Here is a 12,523-nt window from a genome sequence, read left to right on the forward strand (position 1 = left end):
GATTTCCCTCTTTTAAACGCAAAGGCGCATCCGAAGATGCGCCTTTTTGACTGCGTACAACCTTATCGCGCTTTCACGCTGCAGCCTTACTCAGCCTTCGGCGTCTCGCGCAGGCGGATGTGCAGCTCGCGCAAGGCCTTGGCATCCACCACACCCGGCGCCTGGGTCATGACGTCCGCAGCGCTCTGGGTTTTCGGGAAGGCGATCACTTCACGGATCGACTGGGCGCCGGTCATCAGCATCACCAGACGGTCCAGGCCGAACGCCAGGCCACCGTGCGGCGGCGCGCCGTATTTCAGGGCGTCGAGCAGGAAGCCGAATTTCTCTTCCTGTTCCGCTTCGTTGATGCCCAGCAGGCGGAAGACCGCTTGCTGCATCTCTTTGCGGTGGATACGGATCGAACCGCCACCCAGTTCAGTACCGTTCAACACCATGTCGTAGGCACGGGACAGCGCGCCTGCAGGGTTGGCTTCCAGCTCTTGAGGGGAGCACTTCGGTGCGGTGAACGGGTGGTGCAAGGCGCTGAAGCTGCCGTCGTCGTTCTCTTCGAACATCGGGAAGTCCACAACCCACATCGGCGCCCATTCGCAGGTCAGCAGGTTTAGGTCGTGGCCGAGTTTGATACGCAGCGCGCCCAGGGCCTCGCTGACGATCTTGGCCTTGTCGGCGCCGAAGAACACGATGTCGCCGTCAACCGCACCGACGCGATCAAGGATCGTGTTCAGGTTGGCTTCAGGGATGTTTTTCACGATCGGCGATTGCAGGCCGTCGACGCCGTTGGCGCGCTCGTTGACCTTGATGTAAGCCAGGCCCTTGGCACCGTAGATGCCGACGAACTTGGTGTAATCGTCGATCTGCTTGCGCGGCATGCTCGCGCCGCCAGGCACGCGCAGGGCGGCGATGCGGCATTTAGGGTCGTTGGCTGGGCCGCTGAACACCTTGAAGTCGACGTCCTTGAGCTGGTCGGCCACGTCCACCAGTTCCAGCGGGTTACGCAGGTCTGGCTTGTCGGAACCGTAGCGGCGCATGGCTTCTTCGAAAGTCATGTGCGGGAATTCGCCGAACTCCAGGCCCAGCACTTCCTTGAACAGGTTGCGGATCATCTGCTCGGTCAGGCCCATGATCTCTGTTTCATCGAGGAAGCTGGTCTCGATGTCGATCTGGGTGAATTCCGGCTGGCGGTCAGCGCGCAGGTCTTCGTCACGGAAGCACTTGGCGATCTGGTAGTAGCGGTCGAAACCGGCCACCATCAGCAGTTGCTTGAACAGCTGCGGCGATTGCGGCAAGGCGAAGAAGCTGCCGGCATGGGTACGGCTCGGTACCAGGTAGTCACGCGCGCCTTCCGGGGTGGCCCGGGTGAGGATCGGCGTTTCGACGTCCAGGAAGCCGTTTTCATCCAAGAAGCGGCGGATGCTGGTGGTCATGCGCGAACGCAGGCGCAGCTTCTCGGCCATTTCCGGACGACGCAAGTCCAGGAAGCGGTAGCGCAGGCGGGTTTCTTCGCCCACATCGGAGTATTCGTTGAGTGGGAACGGTGGGGTTTCCGACTCGTTCAGCACTTCCAGCTCATAGCCCAGTACTTCGATGCCGCCGGACGCCATGTTCTTGTTCACGGCACCGGCCGGACGCAGGCGTACCTTGCCGGTGATCTTGACGACGTATTCGCTGCGCACGCGGTCGGCGGCTGCAAAACTCTCGGCGCGGTCCGGGTCGAACACCACCTGGGCCAGACCATCACGGTCACGGATATCGAGGAAGATCACCCCGCCGTGGTCGCGGCGACGGTGAACCCATCCGCAAAGGGTGATTTCCTGACCTTCCAGGGTCTCGTTCAGTTGGCCGCAATAGTGGCTGCGCATCATGGTCGTGGTTTCACTTCTCGTAATTCGAAATTCGGTGGCAGGCCCGCCTCGTCACCGTACATTAAAGCAGGGGACGGATAATGCAGGAGCCTGCGCGTAGAGTTCAACTCAGTCTGCTTTGTCGCCGCCCGCCAGGTTCTTCTTGGCGCCGGTCTTGAAATCGGTCTCGTACCAGCCACTGCCGCTCAGACGGAAGCCCGGCATGGACAACATCTTCTTCAACTCAGGTGCCTGGCAGGCAGGGCAATCGACCAGCGGCGCGGCGCTGATCTTCTGAATGGCTTCCAACTGATGACCACAGGAAGCGCATTGATAGTCGTACATGGGCATGGAGATGTCTCGGCGATCAGATCGTTACAGCGCCACGCCCTGCCCTGTGCTAAAAGCCCGGCATGCGCAGCAAAGCGCGGGATTATATCTGGTAAATCAACACAGCGCAGCCGGCTTTGTGCCCAGGGCCCGGCCCGCCGGGATGACGGACCGATCACCGGACTACTGCGCGAGCGTGTCCGCGGACGTGAGGGCGTCCCGGCCTTTGAGCACATGGACCACGCACACCACCCTCACCAGCCCACTGAAGTTCTTCACGCCTCCGTAACGCAAATGCACTTCCCGATCGACGTAGGACAACAATGCACTGACCGAACAGGTATTGAGCCTGGCGATTTCCGTCAGGATGTTCCAATAGATCTGTTCAAGCCGCAGGCAGGTAGAAAACCCATTGAGCCTGACCGACCGGGACAGCGGCTTGGCCAGCCCCATATCAAAACCCTTGGCAAAAGGGTCGACCTTTATCTTGTGAAAACCACAGGTTTCCATCACTCCCTTACCCACTCCACGTGACATACAGCTGACACTCCATTGCCAAACAACAGCCAACAGGTTTCTCCCATTGGACGATGGGCCTATAAAACAGCAGCCAGCACAGAGCAGCCAGAAGACGGGGAGTTGTTAGTCGTAGGACAACGCCAGGAAGCGCAGGGAAACCAGCAGGCGGCGCCCAAAAGGCGCCGCCAGGGTTCGACGATTACTGGTTTTCAAGCAGGGAGCGCAGCATCCACGCGGTTTTCTCGTGAACCTGCATACGCTGGGTCAAGAGGTCCGCCGTCGGCTCATCACTGACTTTGTCGAGCAATGGGAAGATGCCCCGCGCGGTACGCGTGACTGCTTCCTGGCCGGCGACCAACTGCTTGATCATCTCTTCGGCGCTCGGCACACCCTCTTCTTCCTTGATGGAAGACAGGCGGGCGTAAATCGAATAGGCACCCGGCGCCGGGAAGCCCAGGGCACGGATACGCTCAGCAATGGAGTCCACTGCCAGCGCCAGCTCGTTGTACTGCTCTTCGAACATCAGGTGCAGTGTACGAAACATGGGGCCTGTGACGTTCCAATGGAAATTGTGGGTCTTCAGATACAGAACATAGGTATCGGAGAGCAGGCGGGAAAGTCCGTCGACGATGGATTTACGGTCTTCTTCACTGATACCAATATCGATTGCCATGTGTTTCCCCTTCAATTGACGAGCATTCATTGATCAGGTGCAGCTCCACTCTAGCAAGAGAGTGCGCCACGTGCAGCCCGACACACTCGGACGGCATGCGGCAAATCGCCCCGCACCGCCTGCGAGATCTGAGTTGGCAAGCCTGTTTACCTGTAGGAAGGGTCTTGGCTGCCACTGAAAAAATCCCGCACCTGTCTAGGACAAGCGTTTGACGCAGAAATGCCGTGACCGTGGCAACACCCCGAAATGCTTGATTTGAGTAGGCACAGCCTTTGCTGTTAAATAGACGCGGTGTGGCTGCCGTTTATTCCTGCGGCACGTCACATAGGCTGATACCCGCGCACGTGCTCAACGCCTCCCATTGTTCAGAAGCGAACCGTGCCAGTCAGCTCTTCCTTGTGATCCGTCTTAACGTGAGTTAACCAAAATGTTGAAAATCGTCCACCTGCTAACGGGCGTTGCAGCGTTGCTGCTGTCCTTTATTCCGAGCCTGCAGCCTGAAAGCCTGCCCTACCTGGAACAACACGACGCCCTGTACCTGGCCTTGTTCGGCCTTCTTAACCTGACGCTCGCACCGGTAATCCCTTACTGGAACAAAGGCACGCGTCATCAACTGCAAAACCTGGTCAGTGCGCTGCTGGTGCTGACTGTTGTCGTACAAACCCTTACCCTCCTGGCGCCCATGCCTGAAGTCGGGGGCCATCCGGCCATCCTGCTCAGCCTGGTGATTGCTGTGGTCGCCATCGTTCTTCACCTGGCCATCAGCTTCTACCGCTCGTCTCCAGCGGCCGCGTCGCAAAACTATGACATGACTAACCGGGATACCGGGACCGTCAAGTGGTTCAACACCTCCAAGGGCTTCGGCTTCATTTCCCGCGATTCGGGCGACGATATCTTCGTCCACTTCCGAGCCATTCGTGGCGAAGGCCATCGCGTACTGGTCGAAGGCCAGCGCGTGGAATTCTCGGTGATGAACCGTGACAAGGGCCTGCAAGCCGAAGACGTCATCGCTGCCCTGCCGCGTCGCTGATTCCCCAGCTTTCGCAGCAAAAAAAACCGCGATCCAGCCTTGGCTGGGTCGCGGTTTTTTATTGCGTGCGCAATCAATAGTGGGGCGGCGGCGCTTCTTCTTCGGATGACTCGAATTGCCCGCCCATTTCTTCCTGGCGCTTGAGCAGTGCAGTCATCTGCAATTGCAGGCGTTCGACGGCCCGCTGCTGGGTGACCAGAATGTCATTGAGGGTTTCAATGGTGTCGTCCTGGAAGGCCAGGCGGCTTTCCAGGTCAGTGACGCGTTCTTGCAGGTCCATGGTTCAGTCCTGGGTAAAGATGAAGTCGGCAGGCAATAGCTCACGCAATCGGCTGCGAATCGCGGCCACCTGCTCTTCGGTATAGGGCTGGGCCGGGTGCTTGCCCCACACGGGGGCTGGCCAGGCGGCGTCGTCGCGCTTGCGCACAATCACATGCACATGCAACTGGCTGACCACGTTACCCAACGCGCCGATGTTCATTTTGTCGGCCGCCAAGCCCTCGTTGAGCAACTGCGCCAAGGCTGTCGTTTCTTGCCACAAGGTTTGTTGATCGGCGACATCCAGTTGAAACACTTCGCTGATACCGTCGATGCGTGGCACCAGAATGAACCAGGGGTAATTGGCGTCATTGGACAGCAGCAGGCGACAGAGCGGGAAGTCCCCAATGGCCAAGGTATCTTGTTGCAGGCGTTGATCTAAGGCGAACACGTGGCACTCCGTTCGGCAGGTCGGTAACAGATGCCCAGCATACCTTCGAATGCCCAAGGCTTCACGGGCAATGCTGGCGGCCTTGAGGCAGCCGGGCAAAAAAATGCACCCTTTAGAGGCAGTAACTCAAGAGAGCAACGCTAGGCCGGGCCTCAACGGGATGCACCAAAATGACCCACCTGTGCCTCAAAGGGATCCGCCGATTACCCACTGATAAGGGTCAACCGGTAACGTTTTACCCAGGTACAGGATTCAGATACCACCGAACCGGGGTAACACCCTGGCGTCAAGCCCAACCCAAATGGCGTAAAACCCCCGTGCTTATGCGGTTTTTACAGGTTCATCACACTTTTCACGAAAAAATGACATTCGGTCAGCGGTTTGAGCACGCTTGTTGCATTCACCCCCATATCGTCGGCAACGGCACCCGTTTGGACACAGGTGTTTCGCGATAAAAATAGTGGCGTTTCAATGTGTATCAGGGAAGTGTTCAAACTTTGAAAGAAGTCTGAAAACCGCATTGAAGTTGTCAGCCTGGATACATTTTGGGCTGTGAATTTGCGACATGGATCTAGCGATTTACGACAGCCTCGTAAAGAAGCTGAAAGGATAGTTGAGTAAGTATCGTCAATAGGGTCTGCGTGAGCTAACTTTGCGCCGACACAAAAAGAAAGAGCCGCCCAGATAAAAATACAGGTGGGACGGCAGTACTCTTCCTAAAACCAAAGGAGCAAATCACGATGCGCGTGATGAAGTGGAGCATGATCGCCCTGGCTGTTTCAGCAGGCACCTCGCAGTTCGCAATGGCGTCCGCCCAGGACGATTCCAAGGGCTTTGTTGAAGACAGCACGTTCAGCATCAATACTCGCGCGCTGTACTTCAGCCGTGACTTTCGAAATGAGCCAGGGGGCGGTTACAGCACCGTCAACGGCAAGCGTAAAAGCCGTGCTGAAGAAACCGGCCTGGGCTTCAATGCCCTCTACGAGTCTGGCTTCACCCAGGGCACCATTGGTGTCGGTGTCGACGTGATCGGCCTGATGGGCGTCAAGCTCGACAGCGGCAAGGGCCGCGCCGGCACCGGCCTGTTCCCAACCGGTTCCGATGGTCGCTCGCAAGACGACTACTCCAAAGGCGGCGGCGCGGTGAAGTTCCGCATCTCCAACACAGTGCTGAAAATCGGTGACCAATACACCACAGCCCCAGTGTTTGCCTCCGACGACAGCCGCCTGCTGCCAGAGCTGCCGCAAGGTATCTCCATCACCAGCAACGAAATCAAGGGCCTGAAGCTTGAAGGCGGTCACTTCACTTCCAGCGTCGCGCAGAACCAGACCTACCACGACAGCCTGGGCCTGACCAAAACCGACTTTGTCGGCGGTGTGTATGCCTTCACTCCAGAAGTCACCGGCAGCCTGTACTACGCGAAAACCGAAGATTACTTCCGCAAGTACTACAGCAACCTGAACTGGACCCACGCCCTGAGCGATGATCAGTCGTTCGCCCTGGACTTCAACATCTACGACACCAAGAGCGACGGCGCCGGCCTGCAACGCGCAGAGAAAGATGGCGTGACCAAGCTCGACAACCGCGCCTTCAGCTTGCAGGGTGCGTACACCATCGGTGCTCACACCTTCACCCTGGCAGCCCAGAAAGTCACCGGTGACGGCGACTACGGTTACGGCGTAGACGGCGGCGGCACTGTGTTCCTGGCCAACTCCATCGCCCGTTCCGACTTCAACGCCGAAGGCGAAAAGTCCTACCAGGCGCGTTATGACATCAACATGGCGACCTTTGGCATTCCGGGCCTGAGCTTCATGACCCGTTACGTCACCGGTAGCGGCGCCAACACCGGCACCACCTCGAACGGCAAAGAGTGGGAACGCGACATCGAAGCCAAGTACGTGATCCAGAGCGGCCCGGCGAAAAACCTGAGCCTGCGCCTGCGTCAAGCGACTTACCGTTCCGGTGATGGCGTGTACTACGGTTCGCCGTCGATCGACGAGCTGCGTCTGATCGCCAACTACCCGCTGAACATCTTGTAATTGCCGGTTCAATTACAACGATGACTTGAGGCCTCGGCCTTAAACAAAAAGCCGCTCCTCTGTTTAAACAGGGAGCGGCTTTTTTATTGCAGTTTTACTTCAACCAACAAAACAACTAGCAAGCTAAGTAACTAGTTTTTTCAAAGCTGACCTTTCGGCCAACTTCGATAGCATCACGCCAAGTTACTTCGGCGCACTTTCCTGCATCACCCGAATAACCCGTTGCGGAAACGGAATATCAATCCCGGCCGCTTTCAAACGGTCACGCGCCAGTTCATTGAGCATAAACACCACATCCCAATAATCCGGGGTATTGGTCCAGCAACGCAGGGAGACGGTGATGGAACTGTCGCCCAAGGTCGACACCACCGCCACAGCGGCAGGGTCCTTCAGTACACGCGGGTCTTCGGCCAGAGCCAGCAATACTTCACGGGCCTTTTGCAGGTCCGCCTCATAGTCCACACCCACGTCAAACACGACCTTGCGGGTCGGCTGGCGGTTGGTGTTGGTGATAAGGCCGTTGGACAGGCTGCCGTTGGGAATGATCACCGTCTTGTTGTCGCCGGTACGCAGCACCGTGTGGAAGATCTGGATGCTGTCGACGGTACCCGAGGTACCCTGGGCTTCGATCCAGTCACCGATACGGAACGGGCGGAACAACAGAATCAACACGCCGCCGGCAAAGTTCGCCAGGCTGCCTTGCAAGGCCAGGCCGATAGCCAGGGTAGCGGCACCGATCGCCGCAACGAACGAGGTGGTTGCCACACCGATCATCGAGGCCACGTTGACCACCAGCATGACTTTGAGCGCGATGTTCGCAAGGCTGGTGATGAAGTGTTGCAGTGCCAAGTCTGCGTTACGCATGGCCAGCAGACGGCCCACGCGGTGAGTCAAGACGTTGATCAGCCACCAGCCGATGGCCAGGGTGACCAACGCCAGCAATACGCGGCTGCCGTATTCCATGATCATGGGGAGCCAAGACTGGGAGGTCTTGATCAGGTGATCCATTTCAGCGTTCAAATCCATCTACTTTCTCCTGTTGTGCGGCGATAAGGCTGTATTGACTGCCTGAAAACGCAATTGAGCCCCGAAGGGCTCAATTGTAGGCACTGATGCTGGGGCGTGGGACGTCAAAAGTGCCCACAGGTTCCCCAAAGTGCCATCAGTCGCGGAAGTTATTGAACTGCAGCGGCATGTCGAAAGTCTTGGCGCGCAGAGCTGCGATAGCCTCTTGCAGGTCATCACGCTTCTTGCCGGTGACGCGAACCTGCTCGCCCTGGATGGCGGCCTGGACTTTGAGCTTGGCGTCCTTGATATGCGCCACGATCTTCTTGGCCAGCTCTTTGTCGATGCCTTCCTTGAGCACGGCTTCCTGCTTCATCAGCTTGCCGGAGGCGTAGGCATCTTTGACTTCCAGACATTGCACGTCGATCTTGCGCTTGACCAGGGCCAGCTTGAGGATCTCGATCATCGCTTCCAGCTGGAAATCGGCTTCAGCGGTCAGGTTGACGGTCAGTTCCTTTTCCTTGAATTCGAAGCTGCCCTTGCCTTTCAAGTCATAGCGACGGTCCAGTTCCTTGACGGCGTTCTCGACGGCGTTGGTGACTTCGTGTTTGTCCAGTTCAGATACCACGTCGAACGAAGGCATGTGATTTCTCCAATATAAGGGGCGGGCTCAGTAGAGATGGAGCGCGCCCGAGCTAAAATGCCGGGGCATTATAGCGGTTCTTTCGCGCCGTTCACCGCTGGCGACCTTATGGAGTACACACTGATGTCGACCCCCTGGCATATTCTTGGCGCTGGCAGCCTGGGCACCCTCTGGGCCACGCGGCTGGCACGCGCGGGGGTGCCCGTCAGGCTGATCCTGCGTAACCAGGCGCGCCTGGCCAGCTATCGCGCAGGCAAAGGGCTGACCCTGGTGGAGCACGGCGTGGAACAGACTTATCCGGTCATCGGCGAAACGCCTGATAGCTCGGAGCCGATTCGGCGTCTGCTGGTAGCGTGCAAAGCCTACGACGCTCAAAGCGCCATCGCACAGTTGCAGCATCGACTGGCGCCGGACGCCGAATTGATCCTGCTGCAAAACGGCCTCGGCAGCCAGGACGCCGTGGCTGCGCAATGGCCGTCGGCGCGCTGCATCTTTGCCTCCAGCACCGAGGGCGCATTTCGCGATGGCGATTGGCGGGTGGTATTTGCCGGCCATGGCTACACCTGGCTGGGGGACGCGAGCCATCCCACCCCGCCGCTGTGGCTGGATGATTTGCAAGCGGCAGGCATCCCCCATGAATGGGCCACCGATATCCTGACGCGCCTGTGGCGCAAGCTCGCGCTCAATTGCGCCATCAACCCACTGACCGTGTTGTACCACTGCCGCAACGGCGGTTTGAGCGCCCACCACTGCGAGGTCGCCACGCTCTGCGCCGAACTGGCCGAACTGCTGGAGCGCTGTGGCCAGCCTGCGGCTGCACAGGACTTGCACAGTGAAGTCGAGCGGGTGATCCAGGCCACCGCCGCCAACTATTCCTCCATGTACCAGGACGTCGCCAACGCCCGACGCACCGAGATCAGTTACCTGCTGGGCTACGCTTGCCAGGCCGCGGCCCGCCATCAGTTGGCAGCGCCGCACCTGCAACAGGTACACACGCGGTTGGTGGCGCATCTGCTTGCACGCGGATTGGCCAGCGACTGAGGCACGCGCTACCCTGCCTACCTGTCTATCACCTGGGAAAACTCTGATGCCACTGCGCCAGCGTCTTGAAAATCTACCAGTAGGACAAAAACTGCTGGCGGCCCTGCTGGTGCTTCTCACCACCGTATTGCTGGTGGCCAACCTGACGTTTATCAGCGCCGCCTACTGGATCTCCCAGGAAAGCATGGCCCCCCAGGCCTTGCAGGCTATTGGTCGACTGGTGTCCAACCCCTCGCTCGCCGCCGAGGCGCTTGAGTCCCCGACCAAGGCCGAGGCGCTGCTCAATGAATTGACCAGCTATTCACCGTTGCGCGCCGCCGCGCTGTACGACGGCGAAGGCAACCGCCTGGCGCAGATGCAGCACGGCGACCGCCTGCACCTGCCGGACCACTACCGGCATATCGAAGCGTGGCGCCTCACCGAATTTCGCAGCAACCAGATCATCACCCTGCCCCGTGGCACTCAGCCTTCGGGGCATTTGTTGCTGGTGGCCAGCAGTGAGCTGCCGGTGGCGTTCTATACCGGCACGCTGACCGCGAGTCTGGGCATCCTGATTTTCAGTGTGTTGCTGTGGCTGGTCATCGCCCGGCAAATAAAACGCCTGATCACACGACCGATTCATGAACTTGAAGAACTGTCCCGCCAGGTGACCCGCGAGGAGAACTACGCTTTACGCGCCGGGCGTGGCAACCGTGATGAAATCGGCAGCCTGGCCGAAGCGTTCAACACCATGTTGTCGCGCATCGAAGCTCGCGAGCAGCAGCTCAAACGCGCGCGCGACGACTCTCAGGCCGCGTATGACCAGGCCCAGGGTTTGGCCGAAGAAACCCGGCATACCAACCGCAAGCTGGAACTGGAAGTCCAGGTACGCAGCAAGATCGAGAAAAAGCTCACGGGCTTCCAGAACTACCTGAACAGCATCATTGACTCGATGCCCTCGGCGCTGATCGCCCTGGACGAACAACTCTATGTCACCCAGTGGAACCAGGAAGCTACCGCCCTCTCCGGTACGCGTCTGGACGAAGCCCTGAACCAGCCGGTGTTCCTGGCCTTCCAGCCGCTCAAGCCGTACCTGCCACAGATCAAGGCCACCGTGGAGCAGCACACAGTGGAGCGGATAGAACGGGTCACCTGGATCAAGGACGACGAGCCCAAGCATTATGCGCTGACGTTCTACCCGTTGATGGGCGGCGCCGGGCGCGGTGTGGTGATCCGAATCGACGACATCACCCAGCGCCTGTCCCTGGAAGAAATGATGGTGCAATCGGAAAAAATGCTCTCCGTGGGCGGCCTGGCCGCAGGTATGGCCCATGAGATCAACAACCCGTTGGGCGCGATCCTGCATAACGTGCAGAACATTCGGCGGCGCCTGTCCCCCGAGCTGCCCAAGAACCTTGAACTTGCCGAACAGGTGGGCATCGCGCTGGAGACGGTCAACCGATACCTGCAAGGCCGCGAAGTCCCGCAACTGCTCGACGGCATTCAGCAGGCCGGGGCGCGTGCCGCGAAAATCGTTACCCACATGCTCAGCTTCAGCCGCCGCAGCAATCGCCAGATGGCGCCCTGCGATTTGCCGGCGCTGATCGACCAGGCCGTGGAAATCGCCGGTAACGACTTTGACCTGACCATCGGTTTCGATTTCAAGGGCCAGGCGATCATCCGCCAGTTCGATCCGCAACTGGGCCCGGTGCCCGGCACCGCCAACGAGCTGGAGCAAGTGCTGCTCAATTTGCTGAAAAACGCTGCCCAGGCCATTCACCTGCGCGAGGACGACAGCGAGCCGGGGCGCATCATCCTGCGCACCCGCCTCAACCCGCCGTGGGCGGAAATCCAGGTGGAAGACAACGGCATCGGCATGAGCGAAAACGTGCGCAAACGCACGTTCGAACCGTTCTTTACCACCAAGGAAATCGGCCAAGGTACCGGGCTTGGGCTGTCAGTGTCGTATTTCATCATCACCAACAACCACAAGGGCCAGATGGAAGTGCATTCCACCCTGGGCCAGGGCACCTGCTTTACCTTGCGCCTGCCTTTGGCCGGCAGCCAATTGCCCCCCACTGAACTTACCCAACTGGAGCACTGACCATGGGCTTTCGCCTGTCGAAGATCTACACCCGTACCGGCGACAAAGGCGAGACCGGCCTCGGCGACGGCCGCCGCGTGCCCAAGGACCATCCACGCGTGGAAGCGATTGGCGAGGTGGATACGCTGAACAGCCAACTCGGCCTGCTGTTGGCTAACCTTGAAGAACAAAGCGGCAAGCATCCGGGGTTGAAGGATGTGATTGAAGTGCTCACGCCTTGCCAGCACCGTCTGTTTGACTTGGGCGGTGAGCTGGCCATGCCGGTGTACAAGGCGTTGAATGCGGCGGAAGTGGATCGGCTGGAGGCTGCGATTGATCGCTGGAACGAGGAAGTCGGGCCGCTGGAGAATTTCATCCTGCCTGGCGGTTCAGCGTTGATCGCTCAAGCCCATGTGTGCCGCAGCCTGGCGCGCAGCGCCGAACGCCGTTGTCAGCACCTGAATGCGGTGGAACCGTTGGAGGGTGTGGGGTTGGCGTACATCAATCGGTTGTCGGATTTGCTGTTTGTGGCGGCCAGGGTGATTGCCAAACGCCAAGGTGTTGCGGAAGTGTTGTGGCAGGCGGCGGCCAAGCCACACTGAGCAGATCGTTCCCACGCTTTGCGTGGGAA

13 protein-coding genes are annotated in these 12,523 nt (G+C 59.0%); 5 read left to right on the forward strand and 8 right to left on the reverse strand.

From position 1 onward, the window contains the following. Window positions 1–86: 86 nt before the first annotated feature. From aspS to RHM69_RS14320, 4 genes are all read right to left on the reverse strand, one after another. On the reverse strand, window positions 87–1,862 hold the full coding sequence (aspS, locus tag RHM69_RS14305; protein ID WP_032895509.1) for an aspartate--tRNA ligase: 1,776 nt from the start codon (window positions 1,860–1,862) through the stop codon (window positions 87–89). Window positions 1,863–1,970: 108 nt separating this feature from the next. Continuing rightward, window positions 1,971–2,192 carry an FmdB family zinc ribbon protein gene (locus tag RHM69_RS14310; RefSeq protein ID WP_003193872.1) on the reverse strand — a complete coding sequence of 74 codons (222 nt, stop codon included), beginning with the start codon at window positions 2,190–2,192 and terminating at the stop codon, window positions 1,971–1,973. A 162-nt stretch (window positions 2,193–2,354) separates the two neighbouring features. Continuing rightward, window positions 2,355–2,708: a ribbon-helix-helix domain-containing protein gene (locus RHM69_RS14315; RefSeq protein WP_019821251.1), complete on the reverse strand. Its 354-nt coding sequence runs from the start codon at window positions 2,706–2,708 to the stop codon at window positions 2,355–2,357. A 181-nt stretch (window positions 2,709–2,889) separates the two neighbouring features. After that, window positions 2,890–3,363, reverse strand: a complete 474-nt coding sequence (locus RHM69_RS14320) for a Dps family protein (RefSeq protein ID WP_003193874.1) — start codon at window positions 3,361–3,363, stop codon at window positions 2,890–2,892. 427 nt (window positions 3,364–3,790) lie between these two features. Between RHM69_RS14320 and RHM69_RS14325 the strand changes: the two genes are divergently transcribed. Continuing rightward, the gene (locus tag RHM69_RS14325) at window positions 3,791–4,393 is read left to right on the forward strand and encodes a cold-shock protein (RefSeq protein ID WP_003193875.1); all 603 of its coding nucleotides are present in this window, start codon (window positions 3,791–3,793) and stop codon (window positions 4,391–4,393) included. 73 nt (window positions 4,394–4,466) lie between these two features. Here RHM69_RS14325 and RHM69_RS14330 read toward each other — a convergent pair whose 3' ends face one another. After that, window positions 4,467–4,673 (reverse strand): SlyX family protein, encoded by a 207-nt coding sequence (locus tag RHM69_RS14330; RefSeq protein WP_005790924.1) that lies wholly within the window; start codon window positions 4,671–4,673, stop codon window positions 4,467–4,469. A gap of 3 nt (window positions 4,674–4,676) precedes the next feature. Further along, window positions 4,677–5,102 carry an HIT domain-containing protein gene (locus RHM69_RS14335; RefSeq protein ID WP_020302709.1) on the reverse strand — a complete coding sequence of 142 codons (426 nt, stop codon included), beginning with the start codon at window positions 5,100–5,102 and terminating at the stop codon, window positions 4,677–4,679. A 740-nt stretch (window positions 5,103–5,842) separates the two neighbouring features. Here RHM69_RS14335 and RHM69_RS14340 point away from each other — a divergent pair. Then, window positions 5,843–7,141, forward strand: a complete 1,299-nt coding sequence (locus tag RHM69_RS14340) for an OprD family porin (protein ID WP_014719719.1) — start codon at window positions 5,843–5,845, stop codon at window positions 7,139–7,141. Between the two features lie 183 nt (window positions 7,142–7,324). On the opposite strand, the gene RHM69_RS14345 is transcribed toward RHM69_RS14340, so the two are convergent. Continuing rightward, window positions 7,325–8,167: a mechanosensitive ion channel family protein gene (locus tag RHM69_RS14345; RefSeq protein ID WP_058409974.1), complete on the reverse strand. Its 843-nt coding sequence runs from the start codon at window positions 8,165–8,167 to the stop codon at window positions 7,325–7,327. 136 nt (window positions 8,168–8,303) lie between these two features. After that, complete coding sequence (locus RHM69_RS14350) at window positions 8,304–8,789, reverse strand: YajQ family cyclic di-GMP-binding protein (RefSeq protein ID WP_003193880.1); 486 nt, start codon at window positions 8,787–8,789, stop codon at window positions 8,304–8,306. Between the two features lie 123 nt (window positions 8,790–8,912). On the opposite strand from RHM69_RS14350, the gene RHM69_RS14355 reads away from it, so the two are divergent. Genes RHM69_RS14355 through RHM69_RS14365 form a run of 3 tightly spaced genes read left to right on the forward strand, consistent with a single transcriptional unit; the run spans window position 8,913 to window position 12,494 of the window. Next, complete coding sequence (locus RHM69_RS14355) at window positions 8,913–9,830, forward strand: putative 2-dehydropantoate 2-reductase (RefSeq protein ID WP_014719721.1); 918 nt, start codon at window positions 8,913–8,915, stop codon at window positions 9,828–9,830. A gap of 46 nt (window positions 9,831–9,876) precedes the next feature. Then, window positions 9,877–11,913 carry a sensor histidine kinase gene (locus RHM69_RS14360; RefSeq protein ID WP_073452645.1) on the forward strand — a complete coding sequence of 679 codons (2,037 nt, stop codon included), beginning with the start codon at window positions 9,877–9,879 and terminating at the stop codon, window positions 11,911–11,913. A gap of 2 nt (window positions 11,914–11,915) precedes the next feature. Then, complete coding sequence (locus tag RHM69_RS14365; RefSeq protein ID WP_014719723.1) at window positions 11,916–12,494, forward strand: cob(I)yrinic acid a,c-diamide adenosyltransferase; 579 nt, start codon at window positions 11,916–11,918, stop codon at window positions 12,492–12,494. Window positions 12,495–12,523: the final 29 nt, after the last annotated feature.

The organism is Pseudomonas sp. CCI1.1 (assembly GCF_034348165.1).
In the GTDB taxonomy this organism is placed as follows: Bacteria; Pseudomonadota; Gammaproteobacteria; order Pseudomonadales; family Pseudomonadaceae; genus Aquipseudomonas; species Aquipseudomonas paracarnis.

Bases quoted from the DNA above. Each gene is read 5' to 3' on its own strand.
- aspS (WP_032895509.1), bottom strand. From the start codon at position 1,862: ATGATGCGCAGCCACTATTGCGGCCAACTGAACGAGACCCTGGAAGGT.
- RHM69_RS14310 (WP_003193872.1), bottom strand. From the start codon at position 2,192: ATGCCCATGTACGACTATCAATGCGCTTCCTGTGGTCATCAGTTGGAA.
- RHM69_RS14315 (WP_019821251.1), bottom strand. From the start codon at position 2,708: ATGTCACGTGGAGTGGGTAAGGGAGTGATGGAAACCTGTGGTTTTCAC.
- RHM69_RS14320 (WP_003193874.1), bottom strand. From the start codon at position 3,363: ATGGCAATCGATATTGGTATCAGTGAAGAAGACCGTAAATCCATCGTC.
- RHM69_RS14325 (WP_003193875.1), top strand. From the start codon at position 3,791: ATGTTGAAAATCGTCCACCTGCTAACGGGCGTTGCAGCGTTGCTGCTG.
- RHM69_RS14330 (WP_005790924.1), bottom strand. From the start codon at position 4,673: ATGGACCTGCAAGAACGCGTCACTGACCTGGAAAGCCGCCTGGCCTTC.
- RHM69_RS14340 (WP_014719719.1), top strand. From the start codon at position 5,843: ATGCGCGTGATGAAGTGGAGCATGATCGCCCTGGCTGTTTCAGCAGGC.
- RHM69_RS14345 (WP_058409974.1), bottom strand. From the start codon at position 8,167: ATGGATTTGAACGCTGAAATGGATCACCTGATCAAGACCTCCCAGTCT.
- RHM69_RS14350 (WP_003193880.1), bottom strand. From the start codon at position 8,789: ATGCCTTCGTTCGACGTGGTATCTGAACTGGACAAACACGAAGTCACC.
- RHM69_RS14355 (WP_014719721.1), top strand. From the start codon at position 8,913: ATGTCGACCCCCTGGCATATTCTTGGCGCTGGCAGCCTGGGCACCCTC.
- RHM69_RS14360 (WP_073452645.1), top strand. From the start codon at position 9,877: ATGCCACTGCGCCAGCGTCTTGAAAATCTACCAGTAGGACAAAAACTG.
- RHM69_RS14365 (WP_014719723.1), top strand. From the start codon at position 11,916: ATGGGCTTTCGCCTGTCGAAGATCTACACCCGTACCGGCGACAAAGGC.